At 70.7% G+C, this 22,279-nt stretch carries 19 protein-coding genes; 5 read left to right on the forward strand and 14 right to left on the reverse strand.

What is annotated here, in order from left to right; all coding sequences use genetic code 11:
- Positions 1 to 558 precede the first annotated feature (558 nt).
- Together ACIBD9_RS15830 and ACIBD9_RS15835 are read right to left on the reverse strand one after the other, a co-directional pair.
- On the reverse strand, positions 559 to 1,560 hold the full coding sequence (locus tag ACIBD9_RS15830; RefSeq protein ID WP_396718170.1) for a D-alanine--D-alanine ligase: 1,002 nt from the start codon (positions 1,558 to 1,560) through the stop codon (positions 559 to 561).
- 7 nt (positions 1,561 to 1,567) lie between these two features.
- Positions 1,568 to 2,881 (reverse strand): PLP-dependent aminotransferase family protein, encoded by a 1,314-nt coding sequence (locus tag ACIBD9_RS15835; protein ID WP_238681542.1) that lies wholly within the window; start codon positions 2,879 to 2,881, stop codon positions 1,568 to 1,570.
- A gap of 295 nt (positions 2,882 to 3,176) precedes the next feature.
- Here ACIBD9_RS15835 and ACIBD9_RS15840 point away from each other — a divergent pair, with 295 nt between their 5' ends.
- Positions 3,177 to 3,842 carry a GNAT family N-acetyltransferase gene (locus ACIBD9_RS15840; RefSeq protein ID WP_091396576.1) on the forward strand — a complete coding sequence of 222 codons (666 nt, stop codon included), beginning with the start codon at positions 3,177 to 3,179 and terminating at the stop codon, positions 3,840 to 3,842.
- A gap of 14 nt (positions 3,843 to 3,856) precedes the next feature.
- Here the strand turns inward: ACIBD9_RS15840 and ACIBD9_RS15845 are convergent, their stop codons facing one another.
- The 7 genes from ACIBD9_RS15845 to murJ all read right to left on the reverse strand — a co-directional run bounded on the left by ACIBD9_RS15845 (position 3,857) and on the right by murJ (position 12,237).
- A complete protein-coding gene (locus ACIBD9_RS15845; protein ID WP_396718172.1) occupies positions 3,857 to 5,020 on the reverse strand; it encodes an N-acetylmuramoyl-L-alanine amidase in 1,164 nt (387 codons plus the stop codon).
- A gap of 161 nt (positions 5,021 to 5,181) precedes the next feature.
- Positions 5,182 to 5,505 (reverse strand): thioredoxin, encoded by a 324-nt coding sequence (trxA, locus tag ACIBD9_RS15850; RefSeq protein WP_053651673.1) that lies wholly within the window; start codon positions 5,503 to 5,505, stop codon positions 5,182 to 5,184.
- A gap of 32 nt (positions 5,506 to 5,537) precedes the next feature.
- Positions 5,538 to 6,488 (reverse strand): thioredoxin-disulfide reductase, encoded by a 951-nt coding sequence (gene trxB / locus ACIBD9_RS15855; RefSeq protein WP_396718176.1) that lies wholly within the window; start codon positions 6,486 to 6,488, stop codon positions 5,538 to 5,540.
- 183 nt (positions 6,489 to 6,671) lie between these two features.
- Entirely contained in the window at positions 6,672 to 7,682 is a 1,011-nt protein-coding gene (locus ACIBD9_RS15860) for a hypothetical protein (protein ID WP_396718178.1), read from the reverse strand.
- On the reverse strand, positions 7,679 to 8,389 hold the full coding sequence (gene sigM / locus ACIBD9_RS15865; protein ID WP_396718181.1) for an RNA polymerase sigma factor SigM: 711 nt from the start codon (positions 8,387 to 8,389) through the stop codon (positions 7,679 to 7,681). The genes ACIBD9_RS15860 and sigM overlap by 4 nt, the downstream gene beginning before the upstream one ends.
- A 43-nt stretch (positions 8,390 to 8,432) precedes the next feature.
- A complete protein-coding gene (locus tag ACIBD9_RS15870; RefSeq protein ID WP_396718184.1) occupies positions 8,433 to 10,040 on the reverse strand; it encodes a protein kinase family protein in 1,608 nt (535 codons plus the stop codon).
- 445 nt (positions 10,041 to 10,485) lie between these two features.
- Positions 10,486 to 12,237, reverse strand: a complete 1,752-nt coding sequence (gene murJ / locus ACIBD9_RS15875; protein WP_396718187.1) for a murein biosynthesis integral membrane protein MurJ — start codon at positions 12,235 to 12,237, stop codon at positions 10,486 to 10,488.
- 126 nt (positions 12,238 to 12,363) lie between these two features.
- Here murJ and ACIBD9_RS15880 point away from each other — a divergent pair, with 126 nt between their 5' ends.
- Both ACIBD9_RS15880 and ACIBD9_RS15885 read left to right on the forward strand, forming a co-directional pair.
- Positions 12,364 to 13,824 carry a CCA tRNA nucleotidyltransferase gene (locus ACIBD9_RS15880; RefSeq protein WP_396718190.1) on the forward strand — a complete coding sequence of 487 codons (1,461 nt, stop codon included), beginning with the start codon at positions 12,364 to 12,366 and terminating at the stop codon, positions 13,822 to 13,824.
- 213 nt (positions 13,825 to 14,037) lie between these two features.
- A complete protein-coding gene (locus ACIBD9_RS15885) occupies positions 14,038 to 16,065 on the forward strand; it encodes a S8 family serine peptidase (RefSeq protein ID WP_396718193.1) in 2,028 nt (675 codons plus the stop codon).
- Between the two features lie 86 nt (positions 16,066 to 16,151).
- On the opposite strand, the gene ACIBD9_RS15890 is transcribed toward ACIBD9_RS15885, so the two are convergent.
- Together ACIBD9_RS15890 and ACIBD9_RS15895 are read right to left on the reverse strand one after the other, a co-directional pair.
- The gene (locus ACIBD9_RS15890; protein ID WP_396718195.1) at positions 16,152 to 17,675 is read right to left on the reverse strand and encodes a flotillin family protein; all 1,524 of its coding nucleotides are present in this window, start codon (positions 17,673 to 17,675) and stop codon (positions 16,152 to 16,154) included.
- Between the two features lie 28 nt (positions 17,676 to 17,703).
- Positions 17,704 to 18,261: a hypothetical protein gene (locus ACIBD9_RS15895; RefSeq protein WP_396718448.1), complete on the reverse strand. Its 558-nt coding sequence runs from the start codon at positions 18,259 to 18,261 to the stop codon at positions 17,704 to 17,706.
- 260 nt (positions 18,262 to 18,521) lie between these two features.
- Here ACIBD9_RS15895 and ACIBD9_RS15900 point away from each other — a divergent pair, with 260 nt between their 5' ends.
- A complete protein-coding gene (locus tag ACIBD9_RS15900; protein ID WP_396718197.1) occupies positions 18,522 to 19,001 on the forward strand; it encodes a methylated-DNA--[protein]-cysteine S-methyltransferase in 480 nt (159 codons plus the stop codon).
- On the opposite strand, the gene ACIBD9_RS15905 is transcribed toward ACIBD9_RS15900, so the two are convergent.
- The 3 genes from ACIBD9_RS15905 to ACIBD9_RS15915 all read right to left on the reverse strand — a co-directional run bounded on the left by ACIBD9_RS15905 (position 18,887) and on the right by ACIBD9_RS15915 (position 21,562).
- The gene (locus tag ACIBD9_RS15905; protein WP_396718199.1) at positions 18,887 to 19,669 is read right to left on the reverse strand and encodes a hypothetical protein; all 783 of its coding nucleotides are present in this window, start codon (positions 19,667 to 19,669) and stop codon (positions 18,887 to 18,889) included. The two genes, ACIBD9_RS15900 and ACIBD9_RS15905, sit on opposite strands and share 115 nt — an antisense overlap.
- 151 nt (positions 19,670 to 19,820) lie before the next feature.
- Positions 19,821 to 20,900 carry an inositol-3-phosphate synthase gene (locus ACIBD9_RS15910; protein WP_091396616.1) on the reverse strand — a complete coding sequence of 360 codons (1,080 nt, stop codon included), beginning with the start codon at positions 20,898 to 20,900 and terminating at the stop codon, positions 19,821 to 19,823.
- 23 nt (positions 20,901 to 20,923) lie between these two features.
- Positions 20,924 to 21,562 carry a PadR family transcriptional regulator gene (locus tag ACIBD9_RS15915; RefSeq protein WP_030331823.1) on the reverse strand — a complete coding sequence of 213 codons (639 nt, stop codon included), beginning with the start codon at positions 21,560 to 21,562 and terminating at the stop codon, positions 20,924 to 20,926.
- A 175-nt stretch (positions 21,563 to 21,737) separates the two neighbouring features.
- On the opposite strand from ACIBD9_RS15915, the gene ACIBD9_RS15920 reads away from it, so the two are divergent.
- Positions 21,738 to 22,187 carry a DUF5318 domain-containing protein gene (locus tag ACIBD9_RS15920; RefSeq protein WP_396718202.1) on the forward strand — a complete coding sequence of 150 codons (450 nt, stop codon included), beginning with the start codon at positions 21,738 to 21,740 and terminating at the stop codon, positions 22,185 to 22,187.
- The last annotated feature ends 92 nt before the right edge of the window (positions 22,188 to 22,279 follow it).

The following is a 22,279-nucleotide window of genomic DNA, read 5'->3' on the forward strand; positions in this document are numbered from 1 at the left end:
ACCGAGCCCGCTCAGACGCCATCCGCCACCGCCCTGTCCGGCACCCCGGCGTCCGGCACCCCGGCGTCCGGCACCCCGGCCTCCACCGCCGCAGCACCCGGCCGCACAGCGTCCGGCATCGCCGCCAGGGTGGGCACGAGCGCCGAGGGACCCCACCTTGGCCCGGCGGAGGCGCCCGGCGACGGACCCCAGGCTGGCCCGGCGAAGGTCCCCACCGACGGGTCCCACGTCGACCCGGCGGGGACGCCTACCGACGGGTCCCACGGCGGCCCGGCGATCCGCACCGCCGACAAGGCTGTCGCGGGTCCCGCCAACCCGGCCGCGTACAACCCCGCCAACGAGTACACCGCCGGGGAGACCGTCACGAAGACCGTCCCCGAGGACGGCGTCACGGGCACCGGCGCTCCGGGCGCAGCCGCGCGCACCAACGGCAACGACGCACCCGACGTACGCGCGAGCCACTGATCTGGAACCGACCATGAGGTTGGCCCCGACCGGCCAACCTCATGGTCGACCCGGGGGGGCGGGTGCGCTCGACCGAGCGGGTTGCCGGGTAGGTCAGTGAGTGGTGAGGCGGGCCGCTGCTCGGGCGACCAGGGTGCCGAGGAGTCGGCCGAAGTCCAGTCCGGCCGCCTGTACGGCGAGCGGAAGCAGTGACGTCTCCGTCATGCCCGGCGAGACGTTGACCTCCAGCACGTGCGGCTGGCCGGCCGCGTCCACGATCACGTCGACGCGGGAGAGATCCCGTAGACCGAGCGCGGTGTGCGCGGCGAGGGCCACGTCAGCGACCGTGGCAGCCACCTCGGGGTCCAGCCGGGCGGGGGCGTGCCAGGTGGTCCGCCCCGCGGTGTAGCGGGCGGCGTAGTCGTACACGCCGTTGCGCGGCACGATCTCCACCGGCGGTAGCGCCTGCGGGCCGTCGCCGAGGTCGACGACGGAGACCGCCACATCCATCCCCGGCACGTACCGCTCCACCAGCGCCGTGGAGTAGTACGCGAAGCAGCCGACCATCGCGGCGGGCAGCGCGGCGGCGTCCCGGACCACCGCGCCGCCCAGCCCGGAGCCGCCCTGCGCCGGCTTGACCATCAGGGGTACGCCCAGCCGGTCGACGATCCGGTCCAGGACGGCGACCGCGCCGAGTTCGGAGAAACGGTCGTGCGGGAGCGCCACCCAGTCCGGGGTGGGGATGCCGGCCTCGCGGAGCACCGCCTTGGCCGAGGGCTTGTCCCAGGCGACCCGGGAGGCCCGAGCGTCGCAGCCGACGTACGGGATGTCGCACAGATCCAGCACCCCGCGCAGTGAGCCGTCCTCGCCGGTCGCGCCGTGCAGTGCGATCACCACCGCGTCCGGTGGGTCGGCCGCGAGCGCCGGCAGCAGGGCCACGTCCGCGTCTCGCAGTTCGGCCTCCACCCCGACGGCGCGCAGCGCGTCGAGCACCCGACGACCGGAGCGCAGCGACACATCCCGTTCGTAGGAGAGCCCACCGGCGAGCACCACGACGCGCAGGTCGGCCGAGATGGCGGAATTGGTCACGAGGAGGTGCTCGGCGGTCGTACCCATGCCGGCATCATGCCAAGTCGGGCCCGGGCACGTCGGAGCCGGCCCGGCCGCGTCGGCCGGCGGCGCCACCCACGGCGCCGAAGACCCGGCGCATGGCGATCTCCTGCTCCATGACCCCGGCCAGCCGGCGGACGCCCTCGCGGATCCGCTCCGGCGGCGGGAAGCTGAAGTTGAGCCGCATGGCGTCGGTGCCGGTGCCATCGGCGTAGAAGCCGGTGCCGGGAACGTAGGCGACCCGGGCGGCGACCGCTCGCGGCATCATGGCCTTCGAGTCGAGCCCGTCGGGCAGGCTGGCCCACACGAAGAGACCGCCGGCCGGGGTGGTCCAGCTGGTGCCCTCGGGCATCAGGTCGGCCATCGCGTCGAGCAGGGCGTCCCGGCGTTCCCGGTAGACCTCGCGATAGACCTTGAGCTGCTGCCGCCAGGGCATGGTGCTCAGATAGGTGGCCACCGCGGCCTGGGCGAAACCGCTGGGGCAGAGGATCTGCGCCTCGCTGGCGATGACCAGTTTGTCGCGGACCGCGTGCGGCGCCAGGATCCAGCCGACCCGCAGCCCGGGGGCGAAGGTCTTGGAGAACGTGCTGAGGTAGAAGACGCCATCGCGGCGGCGGGCCCGCAAGGGGGCCGGGGCCTCACCCTCGAAACCCAGCTGACCGTACGGGTCGTCCTCGACGACCAGCAGGCCGGCGCGCTCGCAGATGTCGAGCACCCGCTCCCGGCGCTCCTCGCTGAGCGTCACGCCGGTCGGGTTCTGGTAGGTGGGGATCGTGTAGAGGAACTTGACCCGTCGGCCCGCGCGGGCCAGGTCGGCGATGGCCGTCTCCAGCGCCTCCGGGATCAGCCCGTCCGCATCCATCGGTACGTGGACGACCTGCGCCTGGGCGGCCTGAAACACGCCGAGCGCACCGACGTACGTCGGCCCCTCGGCGAGCACCACGTCACCCGGGTCGAGGAAGAGTCGAGCCACCAGGTCCAGGGCCTGCTGCCCGCCCACGGTGACCACGACGTCCTCCGGGGAGGCCCCGCACGCGGCGTCGATCCCGGAGAGCGACATCACCTCGCAGATCCGCTCGCGCAGCTCGAGGGTGCCCTGGCCGATGCCGTACTGGAGGGTGGTCACGCCGTGCTCGGAACCGAGCCGGCCGAGCATCTCGCCGACCGCGTCCAGCGGAAGCGCGGCGATGTACGGTGCGCCACCGGCGAGCGAGACGACCTCCGGACGACTGGCCACCGCGAACAATGCTCGGATCTCGGAGGCGGTCATCCCGCGTACCCGCCGGGCGTACCGGTCGGTGTAGTCGTCGAGTGTCGTGCCGGTCATGACCTCACCTCGATCGCTGCTCGGGTGGCTCCCGCCCCGGGTACCCCGCACACCGCTGACCATGGCGGCGGGCACACCGATTGTCGATCCTAGTCGGCCGGAGTCGTGCTGCCGCCGTGCCGAGGCAGATCGACCACATGGCGGACCGTCCTCGGCGTCCCCCACTGCGGTGAGCATTCGCGCGTCCCCTCCCGTATCACCGATCGGCGGCGTACGATCGCTCGTCGGGGGCAGGAAGGCGGCGCTGTCGTTCCATGCCGGTCTCACCACCGAGCCTATTGTGGGGATGCGCCATATGTCGCGACGTCTGGTCAGCCTGACCCTCGACACCTTGGAAGACCTCCCGCGCCCGTGCCGGCAGTGCGTCTACTGGGAGCTCGATCCAGTCTCCGCGGACCGGGCCTGTGCCGCTGGCGACCCAGGCCTGGAGAAGGAGGCGTGGGTCTCCCAGACGCTCCTGGAGTGGGGCTCCTGCGGCAAACTCGCGTACGTCGACGGCATGCCGGCCGGCTTCGTGATGTACGCCCCGCCCGCCTACGTGCCCCGTTCGATGGCGTTCCCGACCTCACCGGTCTCCGCGGACGCGGCACTGTTGATGACCGCCAACGTGGTCGCCGCGTTCTCCGGCGGCGGGTTGGGCCGGATGCTGGTGCAGGGTGTCGCCCGGGATCTGACCAAGCGCGGGATCAAGGCCATCGAGGCGTTCGGCGACGCCAAGTTCGGCGACGCGGACGACCCCGCCGGCGGTTGCGTGGCCCCGGTCGACTTCTTCCTTTCCGTGGGCTTCAAGACCGTACGTCCGCATCCGCGTTTCCCCCGGTTGCGCCTTGAGCTGCGGACGGCGCTGAGCTGGAAGTCCGACGTCGAGTACGCGCTGGAGAAGCTGCTCGGGTCGATGAGCCCCGAGACCCTGCTCCGGCCGGTTCGTCCCGCCCCGGCCACCCGCTCCACCAACGGCTGACGCCCGGCGGCGGATCAGTCGACCACCGTGCCGGCGGCCACCACGGCACGCAGTTCGCTGACGTCGAGCGACCCGGTCGGGACGTCTCGTTCGATCGGGTAGTACATCCGCTGCACCGCGGCCACGATCGCCTCCACCACCCGGTCCCGGAACCGGGGGTCGACAAGGTGGGCGCGGTCCGTCGGCGAGGTGAGGTAGCCGACCTCGACCCGGACGGCGGGCATCCGCGTCAGTCGCAGCAGCTCCCACGTCTTGGCGTGGGTACGGCAGTCCCGCAGCCCGGTGCGGGCGACGATCTCCCGCTGCACCAGCCCGGCCAGGCGTTCACCGGTCGCCGAGGTCACCCCGTTGTCGGTGCCGTAGTGGTAGGTCGCGACACCCTCCGCATCCGGGTTGGCGTGGCCGTCCAGGTGCAGCGAGATGAACACGTCGGCGCCGAGCGAGTTGGCCAGCAGGGCCCGGTCGGTGTCCGGCAGGCAACTGTCGGGCGACGGGCCCCGGGTGAGCTGCACCCGCACCCCGGTGGCGGCGAGTCGCCCCTCCAGTCGGCTGGCCAGGTCGTGCACCAGGTCCGCCTCCGTCCAGCGCAGCGAGCCGTCGGGCACCACCATCCCGGGGTCGGTGCCCCCGTGCCCCGGGTCGATGACGACCGTCTTGCCGACCAGCGCCGGCCCGGACTGCCGGATCGCGTCGGACTCACGGAGCCACTGCGGGCGACCGCCGACCACCTTGCGACCGATCCGGCGAAGCGCGTTCATGGTGTGTGGGCCGCAGGAGCCGTCCGGGGTGAGCCCGACCTCGCGTTGGAACTGGGCAACCGCGCGGGACGTCCGGACACCGTAGATGGCGTCCGCGCGGCCCACGTCGTACCCCATCTCCAGCAGTCGCTCCTGCAGCGACCGGACGTCCTCGCCGGTCAGCGGCTCGGGGACCGCGTGGTAGAGGGTGCGGGCACCGAGCCGCCAGCGGGCGGCGTCCAGAGCGCGCCAGGTCTCCGCTCCGACCCGGCCGTCCACGCTGAGCCCCCGTGACTGCTGGAACGCGCGGACCGCCCGTTCGGTGTCGAGGTCGAACTCGTCGGTGTGCGGGCCGGCGGCGGCGAGCAGGTCGAGGCCGGTCAGGATGGTACGGATCTCCGTGACCGCGGGTCCCCGGTCACCGGGTCGGATCGGACGCACGCACGACCCCCTCTGCACGACGCTGCCTGGCCGGGCGGCCCAGGCTTGAGGCTATGCGCTCCGGGGCGGCGAGGTGGCTCGGCCGAGAAAAACGCGGCCGGTAAGACACCGAACCCCGCACCCGACGAGCGGGTACGGGGTTCGGTTGATTTTTTTGCTGGTCAGAGGGCCGACTCGATGAGCCGGACCAGCTCGCCCTTCGGCTTGGCACCGGCGATCGACTGCACCGGCTGGCCGTTCTTGAAAACGGTGAGCGTCGGCACCGACATCACCCGGTAGGCCCGGGCGGTCTCCGGGTTCTCGTCGATGTTGAGCTTGACGATGCTGACCCGGTCGCCCATCTCGCCGGCGATCTCCTCGAGCAGTGGCGACACCTTGCGGCACGGCCCGCACCACTCGGCCCAGAAGTCCACCAGCACTGGCTTGTCGGCCTGCAGCACGTCAGCGACGAAGCTCTTGTCGGTGACCGCCTTGGTATTTCCCACTATGCCCCTCCTCCGGGATGTGTTTCCTTGCTTCAGCTGAGCGTCGCGATGAACCGTTCGGCGTCGAGCGCTGCGGCACAGCCGGTGCCGGCCGCGGTGATCGCCTGACGGTAGGTGTGGTCGACCAGGTCACCGGCGGCGAAGACGCCGGGCACGTTGGTGCGGGTGCTGGGGGCGTGGACCTTGACGTAGCCCTCGTCGTCCATCTCGACCTGGCCCCGGAACAGCTCGCTGCGAGGGTCGTGACCGATGGCGACGAAGACGCCTGTCACGTCCATCACCTTGGTCTCGCCGGTGTGCACGTTACGGACGCGTACGCCGGTGACCTTGCCGTCGTCGCCGAGGATCTCCTCGACGGCGCTGTTCCACTCGACCTTGATCTTCTCGTTGCTCAGCGCGCGCTCAGCCATGATCTTGCTGGCGCGGAACGAATCGCGGCGGTGGATGATGGTGACCGACTCGGCGAAGCGGGTGAGGAAGCTGGCCTCCTCCATCGCCGAGTCGCCACCGCCGACGACCACGATGTGTTGGTTGCGGAAGAAGAAACCGTCGCAGGTGGCACACGAGGAGACGCCGTGGCCCAGGAATTCCTGCTCACCGGGCACGCCCAGCGGACGCCAGGCCGAACCGGTGGAGAGGATGACGGATCGCGCCCGGTAGGCGGTCTCGCCGACCCAGACGGTGCTCACCGCGCCGGAGCCGGCGTCGCCGGTGTCCACCAGCTCGACCCGGGTCACGTCGTCGGTGAGGAACTCGGCGCCGAACCGCTCGGCCTGCTTGCGCATGTTGTCCATCAGCTCGGGGCCGAGGATGCCGTCGGCGAAGCCGGGGAAGTTCTCCACCTCGGTCGTGGTCATCAGCGCGCCGCCGGACTGCACGCCCTCAATGATCAGCGGCTTCAGGTTGGCGCGTGCGGCGTAGACCGCCGCGGTGTAGCCGGCCGGCCCGGAGCCGATGATGATCAGGTTGCGGACCTCGTCCACTGCCGTCTCCCGAGTTGTGTGTGTTCGGCGTCGGCGCGAGCACCGATGCTGATCCGAGTTGCCGACGCCTGGGTGGGGCCGGCAGCTGACTTCCAGAACGTCATCGTACGAACCGGGGATTCCCGAGCCGGGCATCCGGTGGGTCAGGTCACGTGGGCGGTCATCGTGCCATTGACCGTGGATTCACCCTACCCGCGCCGAATACCGGCTGTCCGAGCCGGACCCAGGCACTCCGCACTCCGGGCCGCTCACCCAGGCCCACCGGGCTCCGGTCGCATCGGTGAAGTGGATGACCAGCGCCTGATCGCCCTGGAACCGCGCGTAGTCGACCACCTCGACCACCAGTGGGGCCGATCCGTGCTCTGCCGCGACGCTGGCCAGACAGGTGGTCAGCGCGGCCTCGTCGGTCAGCCGAACCAGCTGGTCCGACCCGTCGGGAGAGGGACGGCGTCCGCCCTCGGCATCCACCTCCGGCTGCTCGCCCGGGGTGTTGCCGGTGGCCCGGCTGGCAGCCGGTGCACTCGGCGCGTTCGTGTCGTAGGCGTTGCCGAGGGTCTGCGGGGTGTAGTTCGTACCACTGCGCAGTCCCGGCCCGGTGGTGCGAACCGTTCCGGCCCCCGCGGCGCCCTCGGGCGCGCTGGCCGGCTGGTTCATGGCGTTGGTGCCGCCGGAGTCGTCCGACGTGCGTATCGACAGCTGGTTGAGGCCCAGTGCGACGGCGATCACGGCGATCGCGGCGGCGGCCACGGGTGCGCCACGGCGGGCCCAGCCGCGCCGGCGGCGGCCCGGGCCGGTGGACGCCCAGCGCCCCGACCCAACGGGCGTGCGGACGGGCGGCCGGCGATCGGCACCGCCCTGCGCCGGTACGACCACCGGCGTCGCCGCGTCAACGTCCGGATCGGCGGCGGATGCCCCCTCGATCGAGGTGTCGTTCGTCGTCTCCACCGAGGCCAGCGCGGCCAAGAGGCGGTCGGTGATCGCCGATGGCATCTCCGGGGACGGCTCGGCCCAGCGGGTCAGGTCCGTCCGGACCTCGGTGAGGGCGGGGGCCAGCAGCGCGTACGCCTCGGCCCAGGACGGGTCCGCGGAGACCAGTTGGGCTACCTCGTCCTGCTGCGGGGTGCCGTCCAACGCCCCGCCGAGGTAGTCAGCGAGGAGGTCGGCGTCGACCTCCCGGAACCCCTCGGTCGTCACGTGTCCTCCTGGTTGGCGTCCCGCCGGTACCGGCCTGACCCCGATCCGACGCCCTCCACCGGGCCGGGGTTCCCCGGCGTGACGCCCGGCACGCCCGTGATCGGGGCGGCCGGGTCCGGTCGGGCCGAAGGCGTCGCGACGGCAGTGGGCCGGAGGTGCCCGAGCAGCACGGCCAGCCGCGCCCGGCCCCGGGCACACCGGCTTTTCACCGTTCCCTCGGCGACGCCGAGGATGCGAGCGACCTCGGCGACCGGATAGCCCTGTACGTCGACCAGTACCAGCGCGGCGCGTTGCTCAAGGGGCAGCGCGGCGAGCGCCTCGCGGACCACCAGCACGGTGTCGTGGTCCGTTGTCGGGGCCGCCGGCTCCAGCCCGCCGGTGCCGTCCTCGGCCCGGTTGCCGTCCGGCAGCGGCACGGTGGGATGCGCCTGCCGGCGTCGGATCCGGTCCAGGCAGGCGTTGACCACGATCCGGTGCAGCCAGGTGGTGACGGCGGAGTCGCCGCGGAACCGGGCCGCCGCCCGATGCGCCGACAGCAGGGCGTCCTGGAGTGCGTCGGCCGCCTCCTCGCGGTCGCCGAGCGTCCGCAGGGCCACCGCCCACAACCGGTCTCGGTGCCGGTGGAACAGCTCGGCGAAGGCGTCCCGGTCTCCGGCGACGTGCGCGCGCAGCAGCTCCAGGTCACGTGCGGCGGCACGCCCGTCCATCACCGCGTCCAGCGAGTGCGGTGCCCGGATCGTGGTGCCCGGCTCACGACCCCTGGACCGTAATCTCCTGCACCCCCAGCTTGAACCCACCCTCGGCCGGAGCCAACTCGGTGATCCAGAACAGCAGGTACTGGTATTTCTGGTCGGCGTCGAAGCCGTTGAACGTCATGGTGGTGCCGTCGTGGTCCTCGAACGGCTGGCCGATGGCGGTCTTGTAGCTCGCGACCAACTGCTTGTCACCGCTGGAGCTGGACGGCGGGTTGGTCGTGCCGGCGAGCAGTTGGGCGGACGCGTTGGTGGCCGACAGCACTGCCTGCACCGACTTGACGGTGTGCGGCTCGCCGAGGTCGATCCAGACGCCCATGCCCTTCTTCAGGTTGCCGAAGTTGGGCCGGTCCCGGTAGGTCTCGGTCTCCCAACCCTTGTCCTCGTCACCGTCGATGACCTTCTCGGCGCCGTCGACCTCGCTGCGGTTCTTGCTGTCCGGGTCGATGATCCGGACGTCCTTCACGGTCAGCTTGCGCGCCGTGGCGGCGGCCGGGGTGGCGCCACCGGCCGGGGCACTGGAGGTCGGCGCGGCGACCGGGTTGGACTGCGGGTCCTTGTCGTCGCCGCCCAGCGCGACGATCCCGATCAGGAGACCGACCAGGGCGACGGCCAGCAGACCGGCGATGCCGACGGCGACCTTGCGACCCCCGGCCGCGGCCAGCGGCGACGGCTCTTCCCCGGTGTCGGCGGCGAACCGCAGCGGCCCGGTGTTGTCGAGGTAGTGCTCCTCCTCGGCCGGCACGTCCAGTCGCGCCAACTCGGCGGCGAGCACGTCTGACGACGGCGGCGCGATCTCGGCGTCGAGGAGATCCATGGTCAGGTCGTCGAGGTACGCGGGAACGCCCGCGCGAACCTGACGCGGTGCCGCGATGGCACCCGCAGCGTCCCGGACAGCGTCCGGAATGGCGGCGCGGCCGTGGCCGGCGGTGGCGCCGCGCAACGGTGCCTCGGCGTGCGGCCAGGAGCCGGTCAGTGCGAAGTAGAGGACCCCGCCGACCGCCCGGATGTCGTTCTCCTGGCTGTCGGCGCCGTCGGTGCGGGCGTCGGCCAGGACCACTCGGCCCTCGTCACTGATCATGACGGTGCCGGGGTGGACGTTGCCGTGCACCATGCCGGTGGCGTGCACCGCGGCGAGCGCGCTCGCGACGGCGTTGCCGATCGCGGTGGCCCGAGCCGGGTCCAGGGGGCCGTCGGTCGCCAGGTCCCGCAGGGACTGCCCGTCGACCCACTCGCGCACCACGTACGCCCGGTCGGCCTCGTCGATCGCGTCGTAGACGCCGACCAGGTTGGGGTGGATGACCCGGCTGGCCGCGACGGCGGCCTGAAGCATCTCGGTGGCGGAGTCGCCACCCGGGTAACGCAGCACCACGGCGACGGGACGGCGCAGGATGACGTCGACCCCGCGCCAGACCAGCCGACCCGCACTGTCGTTGTTGATGTGCTCAACCAGTTCGTACCGCTCGGCGAGGACTTCACCGGCCGTGGGAGCACCGAAGGTCATGACCGGAGGAGCGCTTTCGTCCGCCTCCTGACCCTCGCCGACCTGGGTCACCCGTCCTCCCTCGGTGATCGTGTCGATCGATGAACCCGAACTGCTGGGCATGTGGCTTCCCGCTCTGCCGTTGAAGGAACCGGCCGACCGGTGTCGACGCCCAGCGTCGGCCCCTGCCGTACCCGTCGAGAGCGACCTTACCCGGGTTGCCCGTCTCTCCGACATGTCATCTTCCCGCCGTACCTGGCGGGGTTCCGGCAGTCGGCGAACTCGTCCGGTTACGACCGTTGTCAGCCACGTTGCTGGCACATGTACTAGCTAATCTACGGCTTCACCGCAAGTGACCGACGCCGGGGCTGGGCTGGCGTGGCGCTCGCGCTGCCTCGTACGTTCCCACCGATCGGGTTGCCACCCTCATCCGTACGGTTGGTTATCCACAGGCTGAAGGGGTGGCTGACCGGCGAATCGCGGAGTTATCCACAGGTACATCCCCAGCCTGGTGATCCGTGGTCACGGTCCGTATCAGTGCGAACTTGTTGTAATCAGATACGGACGTTCAGCGACCGAGACGGCGGCGAACCATTCCGACCACCTCGGTGATCTCCCCGATCCGCAGCAGCATGGCCAGACCCAGGTAGGTCCCGCCGATCACCACGCCGCCGATCACCAACTGGAAGATCGCCTCCAGGCGGCTCGGGGTGTCGTCGCCCGGCAGCAGCTTCACCACCAGGAGGCCGACCACTGCCGAACCCAGCGCCGCGGCCGCCACCCTGCCCCCGGTCCGCATGATCTCGCCGAGGCCGATGCGGCCGACGCGGGGACGGAGCAGCCAGGCGGACGCGATTGCTGCCGCCAGGTAGGAGACCGCGTTGCCGATCATCATCCCGGCACCGGCGAAGCTCGCCGAGAAGGCCACGAAGAGCACGATCTGCACGCCGACCCGCAGTGCCACCACTGGAATGTTGATCAGCGCGGGAGTGCGGGTGTCCGGCAGCGCGTAGAACGCGAAGGTGAAGAGTTGGCTGACCGCGAACGGGACCAGCGCCAGCGCCGCCGCCAGCAGCACGACGGAGGTAGCGGTTGCGTTCTCCTCGTTGAACGCGCCGAACCGAAACAGCGTGAACGCGATCGGGGTGGCAAGGACGGCATAGCAGACCGCGATCGGGGCGAGCACCGCCGTGACTGTGCGGGTGCCCCGCGACAGGTCGGCGGCGACGTCGGCGTACCGGCCGTCGGCGGCGGCCGCGCTCATCCGGGGCATCAGCGCCGTGATGATCGAGACAGCGATGATGCCGTGCGCGGTCATCAGAAGCAGGAAGACGTTGTTGTAGATCAGTGGGCCGGCAGCGTTCTCCTTGCCGGCCCGGTTCAACAGGTTGAACAGCACGATCAGGCCGACCTGGCTCACCGCGACGTAGCAGATCATCCACGCGCCGAGCCGGCCCAGCTCGCGCAGCCCGAGCGCGCGGAAGTCGAAGCGCAGCTTCCAGCGGAAGCCGACCTTGCGCAGCGCCGGCAGCAGGCCCATCGCCTGGATGGCGACACCAAGCAGGGTGCCACCGCCGATCAGCAGGATCCGCCCGGTGGTCATGTCCCCTGGCCGGACGATCTCCGCGCCGAATATGGCGATGTAGAGGCCGGCGGTGCCGATCACCACGAGGTTGTTCAGGATCGGCGCCCACATCGGGGCGGCGAAGTGCCCCCGGGTGTTGAGCACCGCGCTGATCAGCGCGCTCAGCCCTGAGAAAAAGATCATCGGCAGCATCAGGCGGGCCAGCCCGGTGACCAGCTTCGAATAGTCGTCGGTCGACTCACCGCTGCCGTAGAGCCAGGTCAGCGTCGAGGCGAACGCGACCGCGAGTAGCGCCGCCACGCCGAGGGCAAGAATCGCCAGGGTCAGCAGCCGCTGGGCGTACGCCTGACCGCCGTCGGTGTCGACCTTGCGGCGGCGCACCAGTACCGGGATCAACACACTGGTGAGCACGCCGCCGAGCAGGAACTCGTAGACCATGCCGGGCAGGATCTGCGCGGTGGTGTACGCGTCACCGACCAGCGCGCCGCCGAGCGCCGCCGCGATCACCAGGTTGCGCAGGAAGCCAGTACCCCGGCTGACCAGGCTGCCGATCGCCATCACCGCGCTGTTGGCCGCCGCGCTCGCCTCGCCCACCTGTTCCTGCGGTGGCGCGGTCGACTCCATGGCCGGCTGGTTCAGCGGCTCGGCGGAGATGAACGTGGCGCCGTCCCCAGGACGGGCGCCGGCGCCGCCATCGTTCGCGGCGTTGGCGCTGCGGTAGAGCCCGCCGCTCATCTCCAGCCTCCCAGGGGTACGTCGAGCCGGACACCGACCCGCACGCCACAGACCATAGTCAACCCCCACCCGTTACCCGCGCCCGGCGGATCGGATCACACCCCGGCCCGATAAGCTGGCGATCCCATGTCCGAAGCCTCCGCTCCTCACGCCGCCGACCGCCGCGAACTCACCGCCGCGCAGCGCAACGCCGTCGCCGAACTGCTCCGGGTGTCCCCGGTCGCCGACGAGTTGGGCCGCCGCTTCGTCCGCGCCGGTCACGAGTTGCACCTGGTGGGCGGTTCGGTGCGGGATGCCCTGCTCGGTCGACTCGGCGACGACCTCGACTTCTGCACCGACGCGCACCCCGACGAGACCCTGCGGATCATCAAGGGCTGGGCCGAGTCGATCTGGGAGACCGGTCGGGAGTTCGGCACCATCGGCGCTCAGCGCGACGGCCTCCGGCTGGAGATCACCACCTTCCGCGCGGAGTCGTACGACCAGGTCAGCCGCAACCCGGTGGTGGTGTACGGCACAAGTCTCGACGAGGACCTGAAGCGGCGCGACTTCACCATCAACGCGATGGCGGTCAGCCTGCCCGACCACCGGTTCACCGACCCGCACGGCGGGCTGGACGACATTTCGGCCAAGGTGATCCGTACCCCGAGCACGCCGGGTGAGTCGTTCGGCGACGACCCGCTGCGGATGCTGCGGGCCGCCCGGTTCGCCGCGCAGCTACGGTTCGCCGTGCACCCCGACGTGCACGTGGCGATGACCGAGATGGCCGCCGACCTGGACCGGATCACCGCCGAGCGGATCCGCGACGAGTTCACCAAGCTGCTCTGCGGCGCCGACCCGATCACCGGCCTGCGGTTGTTGGTCGACACCGGGCTGGCCGAGCGGTTCCTGCCGGAGCTGACCGGGCTGAAGCTGGAGATCGACGAGCACGCCCAGCACAAGGACGTCTACGAGCACACGTTGACGGTCGTCGAGAACGCCGTCTCCTACGAGGATGAGGGCTGCGACTTCATCCTGCGGATGGCCGCCCTCCTGCACGACGCGGGCAAGCCGGCGACGAAGGCAGTCGGGTCCGACGGTCGGGTCAGCTTCCACCACCACGAGGTGGTCGGCGCCCGACTGACCAAGGCCCGGATGAAGGCGATGCGGTACCCGAAGGAGGTCACCGCGAAGGTGACCGCGCTGGTCGCGCTGCACCTGCGCTTCTACGGGTACGGGCGGGGTGAGTGGACCGACTCGGCGGTGCGGCGTTACGTCGCCGATGCCGGTGACCTGCTGCCCCGCCTGCACAAGTTGACCCGTTCGGACTGCACGACCCGCAACCGGCGCAAGGCCGCCCAGCTCGCGGCCGACTACGACGCGTTGGAGGATCGGATCGCCCGGATCGCGGCGGAGGAGGACCTGGCGCGGGTCCGACCCGACCTGGACGGCAACGCGATCATGGAGTTGCTCGGCGTACCGCCGGGGCCGGTGGTCGGGCGGGCGTGGAAGCACCTCAAGGAGCAGCGCCTCGAGCACGGCCCGCTGGACCGCGACGCCGCCGAGGCGGAGCTGCTGCGCTGGGCCCGCGCCGAGGGTCTCATCGGCTGACGGTCGCCGTCGCGTCTCAGGCGCTCCATCGTTACGACGAAACGGGCTCGTATCGACCGAACGGCTGAGGTGAGCCGCTTCGACATTCATCCATGATGTCCAGACGTCCGTCGGCAGCCGGTGACCACCACCGCCGCCGAATTTCCGCCCGCCCGACTTTCGGGTCGGACGGGCGACGACCAACGGGGAGATCATCAAGTGAATCGTCGTGGCGTGATACGCCGCTCGGCGGTGGCGAGCCTTGCTCTCGCCTCCGCAACCCTCATCGTCAGCGCCGGCACCGCTGGTGCCGCGCCGGCAGACCCGCCCTCCAGCCAGCGACCGCAGGTGCGCGGCGCCAGCACCCCGCAGGCGGTGCCCGACCGGTACATCGTGGTCCTCAAGGACAAGAAGGCCACTCCCAAGGAGACCAAGGCAGCCGCCTCCGCACTCGCGGCGGCCAATGGAGGCACCGTTCGTCGGGTCTTCAGCAGCGCCCTGAACGGATACTCGGCGGCCATGAACCGGCGACAGGCGGAGCGACTGGCCGCCGACCCGGCCGTGTCCTACGTGGAGCAGGTCCAGGTCTTCTCGGCCACCGACACCCAGCCCAACCCCCCGTCCTGGGGTCTCGACCGGATCGACCAGAGCGGCTCGAAGCGCGACAACAGCTACACGTATCCGACGACCGGCAACGGTGTCACCGCCTACGTCATCGACACTGGCATCGACATCGCCCACCAGGACTTCGGCGGGCGCGCTCGATACGGGTGGGACGCTGTCGACCAGGACGACGTGGCCCAGGACTGCGACGGGCACGGCACGCACGTGGCCGGCACCGTGGGCGGCACCACCTTCGGCGTGGCGAAGGCCGTCCAGCTCGTCGCCGTCCGTGTCCTGAACTGTGCGGGCAGCGGCACCAGCGAGCAGGTCCTCTCGGGCATCGACTGGGTCACGGCCAACGCGGTGAAGCCCGCCGTGGCCAACATGAGCCTCGGGTTCAACGGCAACAACCAGGCCGTCAACGACGCGATCAACCGGTCGATCGGCACCGGTATCACCTACGCCGTGGCCGCGGGCAACAGCATGCAGGACGCCTGTAACGTCTCGCCGGCCAGCGTGCCGGCCGCGATCACCGTGGGCGCCACCGACAAGATCGACTTCCGGGCCTGGTTCTCGAACTACGGCAGTTGCGTCGACACCTACGCTCCCGGCGTGAGCATCGTCTCCGCTGCTGCCGGCACCGGCGACGGCACGCTGTCGATCAGCGGCACGTCGATGGCCTCGCCGCACGTGGCGGGCGCCGCGGCGCTGCTGCTCCAGAACAACCCGAACTGGACGCCGCAGCAGGTTCGCGACCAGATCGTCACCGGCGGTGTCGCTGGCGCCGTGCACGACCCGGCGGGGGCGACGGACCGGCTGCTCAACGTGCGCAGCACCTCCCCGGCGCGCAGCTCGCACGGCCTGCGGGCTCGCTCCAACGGCAAGTTCGTCTCCGCCGACGGTGCGGGCACCAAGCCGCTCGCCGCCGTGGGCCCGGCATTCGGGGCCTGGGAGAAGTACGACATCGTCGACGCCGGCAGCGGCCTGGTCGCTCTTCGCGCCAAGGTCAACGGCAAGTACGTCTCCGCCACCGCCGCGGGCACCAAGCCGTTGGTGGCCGAGGGCCCGGCGGTCAGCACGTGGGAGCAGTTCCAGCTGATCAACAACACCGATGGCACGGTGAGCCTCAAGGCGAAGGTCAACGGAAAGTACGTCTCGGCGCCGAACAGCGGTGCGGCGTTGACCGCGAGCGCGCCGTCGATCAGCACCTGGGAGAAGTTCTTCGTCGAGGCACCGGCCCCGGTGGTCAGCATCAAGTCGGTGGCGAGTGGCAAGTTCGTCTCCGCGGACGCTGCCGGTAGGGACCCGCTGGCCCCGATGGCCACCTCGGTCAGCACCTGGGAGAAGTTCGAGGTCGTCAACCTGGAGGGCGGGTTCTTCGGCTTCCGCGCGTTGGTCAACGGCAAGTACGTCTCCGCTGAGGGCGCCGGCACCACGCCGATGCGGGCCAGCGGTCCGGCCATCGGCGACTGGGAGGTCTTCGACTTCCTCGACTACAACGCCAACGGATCGGTCTACCTGCGTGCCTACGTCGACGGGGAGGCGGTCAGTGCTGGCGATGAAGGCCGCGCTCAGCTGATCCCCAACAAGACGATCGACTGGGAGAGCGAGACCCTGGGCCTCGGCATCGGCGAGCAGTTCGTCGTCGACCCCGCCTGACCCGGTTCGCAACCCCCGGCGCCCGCCGGCACCTCTCCCTCGGGAGGGTGCCGGCGGGCGCCGCTCGTTACGCGTCTTCCGTCAGATCAGCGCGCGACCGCGTTTCCGTCGACCGTGTTGGCGCCGTTGGCGGGCGCGGCCGCGTCGGCCCGGCCGGCCGCGAACCGCGCCAGCAGCCCGGGCAGGTCGATCCCGGTGAGGTCGCTGCCGAGCTGGAGGCCCTGGGCCACGTTGCCGGCCACCGACTTGGTGAGCGACGACGCGCCGTCGGTGGAGATCACCGTCATCTTGTCGATCGCCCCGATCGGCGCGCTGGCCGCCTCGACGACCTGCGGCAGCACCTTGACCAGCAGGTCCAGCACGGCCGCCTCGCCGTACGCGGCGAACGCCTCGGCCTTGCGGGCCATCGCGTCCGCCTCGGCCTCACCCTTCGCCAGAATGGCCGCGGCCTCGGCCTGACCCTCCCGCTCGACCGCCTCGGCGATGGCGGAACGCCGCCGCTGCTCGGCTTCACCTTCCTTGGCGCCCTCGATGGCGTTCGCCTCGGCGAGTGCGGCGCGTCGGGCCCGCTCACCCTCACCGGTGAGGCGGGCCTGCTCGGCGGAGGCCTGCGCGGCGGCGATGACGGCCTGGCGCTGCGCGTCGGCGTGCAGCACGGCCGCGTTGCGGGCCGCCTCGGCCTCCTGCTCCACCTTGTACCGGGCCGCGTCGGCCGGCTTGCGAACCTCGGTGTCGAGTTGGCGCTGCTTGAGTTCGGCGTTGCGCTCGGCAACCTTCTGCTGCTCGGAGAGGATCGCCTGGTCCCGCTCGGCCTGGGCGAGCGGTCCGGCCGCCGCGGACTTCGCCTTCGCCGCGTCGATCTCGGCCTGGATACCGGCCTGCTTGAGGGCCAGGTTGCGGTTGGCCTCGGCGATGGCCTCCTCGGCGAGCAGCCGCTCCTGCTCGGCCTGCTGCCGGGCCCGCGCCTCGGCGATCGCCGCGTCCTTGAGCACCCGGGCGGCCTCGGGTCGGCCCAGGTCCTGCAGGTAGGAGCCTTCGGCGAGGATGTCCTGGAGCTGGAAGGTGTCCAGCACCAGACCCTGGTTGGTCATCGAGTGCTCGGCCTCCTCCGCGACCGCGCTGGCGAACGCCGCCCGGTCCCGGATGACTTCCTCCACGGTGAGCCGGCCGACGATCGAGCGCAGCGCGCCGGCCAGCACCTCCCGGGTGAAGTTGTCGATCTCGTCCTGCTGGTGCAGGAACCGTTGCGCGGCGGCCCGGATCGCGTCCTCGGTGCCGCCGACCTTGACGATCGCCACCCCGTGCAGGTCGGCGCGGATGCCCTGCTTGCTCACGGCGCCCCGGATGCCGACGTCGATCCGCCGGCTGGACAGGTCGAGCGACTGGAGCTTCTGCACCACCGGCAGCACGAACACCGAGGCGCCCAGCACGACCTTCTGCCCGGAGTTGTCGGTGGATCGCCCACCGTCCGCGGTCTGCGTGGTGCGGCCCTTGCGACCCGTGACGATGAACGCCTCGTTCGGGCCGGCCACCTTGATCCGGGAGAGCACGAAGAGCACCAGGACGAGCGCGAGGAGGACCGCGCCACCGATGGCGATGAGTAGGGCCATATAAGGAGTCCCGTCTACGAGGGGGAGGTCAGTAGGTCTCTACGTGCACGCTGGTCTCGCTGAGCGCCTGCACGACGAAGACCTGGGCGCCGATCGGGATCGGCTGGTCCGCGCGGGCGCTGAGCTTGACCGGTTGGCCGGCGAGGCGGATGCGGACCTCGCCGTACCCGTTGGCCGGCACCGGGGTGACGACCAGGCCGAGCGCGCCGACCAGGTCGTCACGGGTGGGGGTGGGGTCGGTGCGCATGTTCCGCGCCGCCCGGCTCAGCCGGGACGCCAACCACCCGGTGGGCACGGCCGCGAGCACGCCGCCGGCCACCGCCCCGACGACCATGCCAGGTGTACGCGCACCGAGCAGTTCGTTGACGATGGCCGCGCCGAACCCGAACGCCCCGGCGAAGCCGGCGACCGTCTCGATCGAGATCGGCCCGTCCACGTCGGCGTGCCCGAAGTGGAGCATCTCGGTGCCGAGCAGGGCGAGCGCGAGCACACCGATGCCCGCCCCGCCGATGATCAGGAAGATGAGCGTCCCCGTTGCCACGACCTTGACGGTATCGACGCCGCGCAACGGCGAACGGCCCGGCAGGACCCGAGATGATCTACCGATTCGGGCTGGCTGATGATGATCGAAAAGGGGGAGCGCCTATGGGCCTCGGCGAGTTATCTTCTGCGCCGCCGGCCGTTGCTTCGCCGGCCGCAAGCTCTACCTGGGCTTTCGTGACCGCGATCGGACCCGCGCCGAGCGGGCCGCAGCGGCGGAGGCGATCCGGGCCGCCGAGGAGTGGCGTTCAGCCCGACGCTGGTAGCCGGGCCGGTGAAGGAGTCCGCATCGGGGAGAATGGGCGGATGCGCTGGAGTGTGCTCGACTCACCGATCGGTGAGTTCTCCGTCGCCACCGACGGCACGAGCGTCTGCGGCGCGCACTTCGGCCGGGTCGAGGCGGCCACCGAGGAGCCTGACCAGGCGCTGTCCCGGCAGGCCGTCGACGAGCTGCGGGCGTACTTCGCCGGGGAGTTGACCGCGTTCACCGTCCCGGTGTCGGTGCCGCGCGGCTCCGACTTCGAGCGCGCTGTGTGGCGGGAGATGACGCGGATTCCGTACGGGGAGACGCTGACGTACGGCGAGGTGGCGCGACTGGTCGGCGATCCCGGAGCCGCACGGGCGGTGGGGGTCGCCTGCAACCGCAACCCGGTCCCGGTGATCGTGCCGTGTCACCGGATCGTCGGCGCGGGCGGCAAGCTGGTCGGTTTCGGTGGGGGCCTGCCCCGCAAGGTCAAGTTGTTGGAGTTGGAGGCCGGGGTCGCGCTGCGACACGCCTGGTCCTGAGCCGTCCCGCGGTAGCCGTCCGCGCCCGGGGGGCCTACCCGGCGCTGGGCGACCCTTCCGTTCCCGGCGGCGGGTGAGGTCCGGCCGGGCCACGGCGGGTCGACCGGGGTCCGCGGCCGGAAGAAGGCGTCGGCCGGTGGCAGGGCCAGCAGGACGAGCGCGACGAGTATCGCCACCGGCGCGCCCAGGCCCAGGGTGAGCAGCAGGGGCTCCAGCCACGCCGGCATGCCGTCTCGCGCCATCGCGGTGATCCGGTCGATGTTCTCGGCGGAGTACATGGAGGAGAGCGGTTGCGGGGATCGGACCGTTCCGACGGTGGCGCAGCAGGCGAGAAGGGGCGCCGTGGTCCAGGAGGCGATCCGCGTGCCGTTCACACCCACGAGGTTGGCGGCGGCGAGCGCGAGGAGCCCGATCGACAGCACCGCGGTCAAGAGATCAGCCGCCAGATCGGCGGTGCTGCCCAGGGCCGCGAAGGCCACCCCGCCCGTGGGCTCGAAGGACCTGGCGGCCGTTTGGAAGAAGTCTTGGTGCCAGTAGCCGAGGGGCAGTGCGGCCAGTTGCGCGACGGCGGCCAGGGCCAGCAGCAGGCAGGCCAGCGCGACGATGCGCGGCCGAGGAGGTCGGACCGGGTGCGGGACCGTCGCTGTGGTGCCGGCGCGGGAGGCCATGTCTCGATTATCGATAGCCTCCCTGACACCCGTGGTCCCGGAAACGGTGGCGGTGATCACCGGACAGCTTCCGTACCCAGGGAGTCGACCTATGCGAAAGGGCCGGGTCCGCACGGACCCGGCCCTTCGACGTGCTTGGTGACTCAGCGCGTCAGCGCGTGACCTCACCGGCGATGAACTCCTCGACGGCCTGGTGGGCGTCGTGGTCGGCGTACTGCACAGGCGGGGACTTCATGAAGTACGACGAGGCCGACAGGATCGGGCCGCCGATCTTCCGGTCCAGGGCGATCTTCGCGGCCCGGACCGCGTCGATGATGACGCCGGCCGAGTTCGGAGAGTCCCACACCTCGAGCTTGAGCTCGGCGTTGAGGGGAGTGTCACCGAACGAGCGGCCCTCCAGGCGGATGTACGCCCACTTGCGGTCGTCCAGCCACGGCACGTGGTCCGACGGGCCGATGTGCACGTCGCTCTTGCTCATCTCGTGCGGGATCTGCGAGGTGACCGACTGGGTCTTCGAGATCTTCTTCGAGACCAGCCGCTTGCGCTCCAGCATGTTCATGAAGTCCATGTTGCCGCCGAAGTTGAGCTGGTACGTACGCAGCAGCTCGACGCCGCGGTCCTCGAAGAGCTTCGCGAGGGCGCGGTGCACGATGGTCGCGCCGACCTGGCTCTTGATGTCGTCACCGACGATCGGCAGGCCCGCGTCCTCAAACTTCTTGGCCCACTCGGGGTCGGAGGCGATGAAGACCGGCAGGGCGTTGACGAACGCGCAGCCGGCGTCGATCGCCGCCTGGGCGTAGAACTTAGCGGCCTGCTCGGAGCCGACCGGCAGGTAGCAGACGACGACGTCGACCTGCGCGTCGCGCAGCGCCTGCGCCACGTCGACCGGGGTGGCGTCCGACTCCTCGACGATCTCGCGGTAGTACTGGCCCAGACCGTCGAAGGTCGGACCGCGCTGCACGCTCACGCCGGTCGGCGGCACGTCGCAGAGCTTGATGGTGTTGTTCTCGCTGGCGACGATCGCCTCCGCGAGGTCCATGCCCACCTTCTTGGCGTCCACGTCGAATGCCGCGACGAACTCCACGGCGTTGACGTGGTAGTCGCCGAAGGCGACGTGCATGAGACCCGGGACGCGGTCGTTCGGGTTGGCGTTCCGGTAGTACTCGACGCCCTGAACCAGGGACGAGGCGCAGTTACCCACACCGACGATGGCGACGCGGACGGAGCCCATAGCGTCTGCCTCCTTCTTTTCTGTCACGGCCGCTCATTCCTGGTCTCTCCAGGCGGAGGCGGGCTGTTGTCTTCTCGTCGGCCGCCGGCTGTCCCGATGTTCGGGACCGTCGGGGCTCGGCCGGAGCGCTCGTTGGCGATGAGCTCCTCCAGCCAGCGGACCTCGCGCTCACAGGCATCAAGGCCGTGGCGCTGCAGTTCCAGCGTGTAAGCGTCGAGGCGCTCGGCCGCCCGGCCCAGCACGTCACGAAGCCCTTCGCGACGCTCCTCGATCTTGCGGCGGCGACCCTCCAGAATGCGCAGGCGGGTCGCCTGGTCGGTCCGGGCGAAGAACGCGAAGTGCACACCGAAGCCCGTGTCGTCGTACGTCTCGGGCCCGGCCTGTGCGATCAGCTGGGCGAAGCGTTCCTTGCCTTCCGCGGTGATTTTGTAGACCACCCGACCTCGTCGGCTGGTCAGCGCGGGAACCTCCTCGGCAGTGGCGGGTGTCTCAGCAGCTTCGGTGATCCATCCCGCCGCCTGGAGCCTGCGTAGCGTGGGGTAGAGCGAGCCGTAGCTGATCGCCGCCCGGATCGCGCCGAGTTTGGCGGTCAGCTCCTTGCGCAGCTCATAGCCGTGCATCGGAGACTCCTGCAGGAGGCCGAGGATGGCGAACTCAAGCACTGGCCACCCTCTCTTTACCCTCCGGCGTGGAGTGGTAACCGCCGCGATGTATCGGACCGATACATCGCACGTTAGCGGGTCGCGCGGGCCAGGGCAAACCCCCGTTCCGAGATGTCGTCGTCACGGATTGTGAGCGTGGTCGCCTGCTCGGGCCGGACCGCGTACCCTTCTCCGCATGCGTACGCAGCGCCAGGTCGTCGACTACTCGCTTCAGAAGCGAGCAGTGCTGCGTGAGCTCCTGGCCGGCCGCGTCGGCACGTACGACGTCTGCGACGCGTCGCCGTACCTAAAGAACGCCGCTCGGTTCCACGGCGAGCCGACCGACCTGCGCTGCCCGATCTGTCGCAGCGAAAACCTGACCCTCGTCCACTACATTTACGGTGACGAACTCAAGCAGTCAGCCGGGCAGGCCCGGACACTGACCGAGTTGCCCGTGCTGGCGATGACGCTGCGTGAGTTCCAGGTCTTCGTGGTGGAGGTGTGCCTCGGTTGTGACTGGAACCATCTCGTCGAGCAGTACCTGCTCGGCCGGGACGGGCTGACCGGCGACGGCGACGGCACCAGCGAGCAGGACGCAGCGGGCGCCGAGAGCGGCGGTCGGCGGAGGCGAGAGGCGCAACGGTGATCTCAGCTGGTTGGACCGGCCCCGGGGCCGTGGACGAAACCCGGGACGGTCGACCGCTTGTTGGTCCGATTGGCCCCATTGATACGGCAATG

The sequence above is a fragment of the Micromonospora sp. NPDC050784 genome (assembly GCF_044456765.1).
In the GTDB taxonomy this organism is placed as follows: domain Bacteria; phylum Actinomycetota; class Actinomycetes; order Mycobacteriales; family Micromonosporaceae; genus Micromonospora; species Micromonospora foliorum.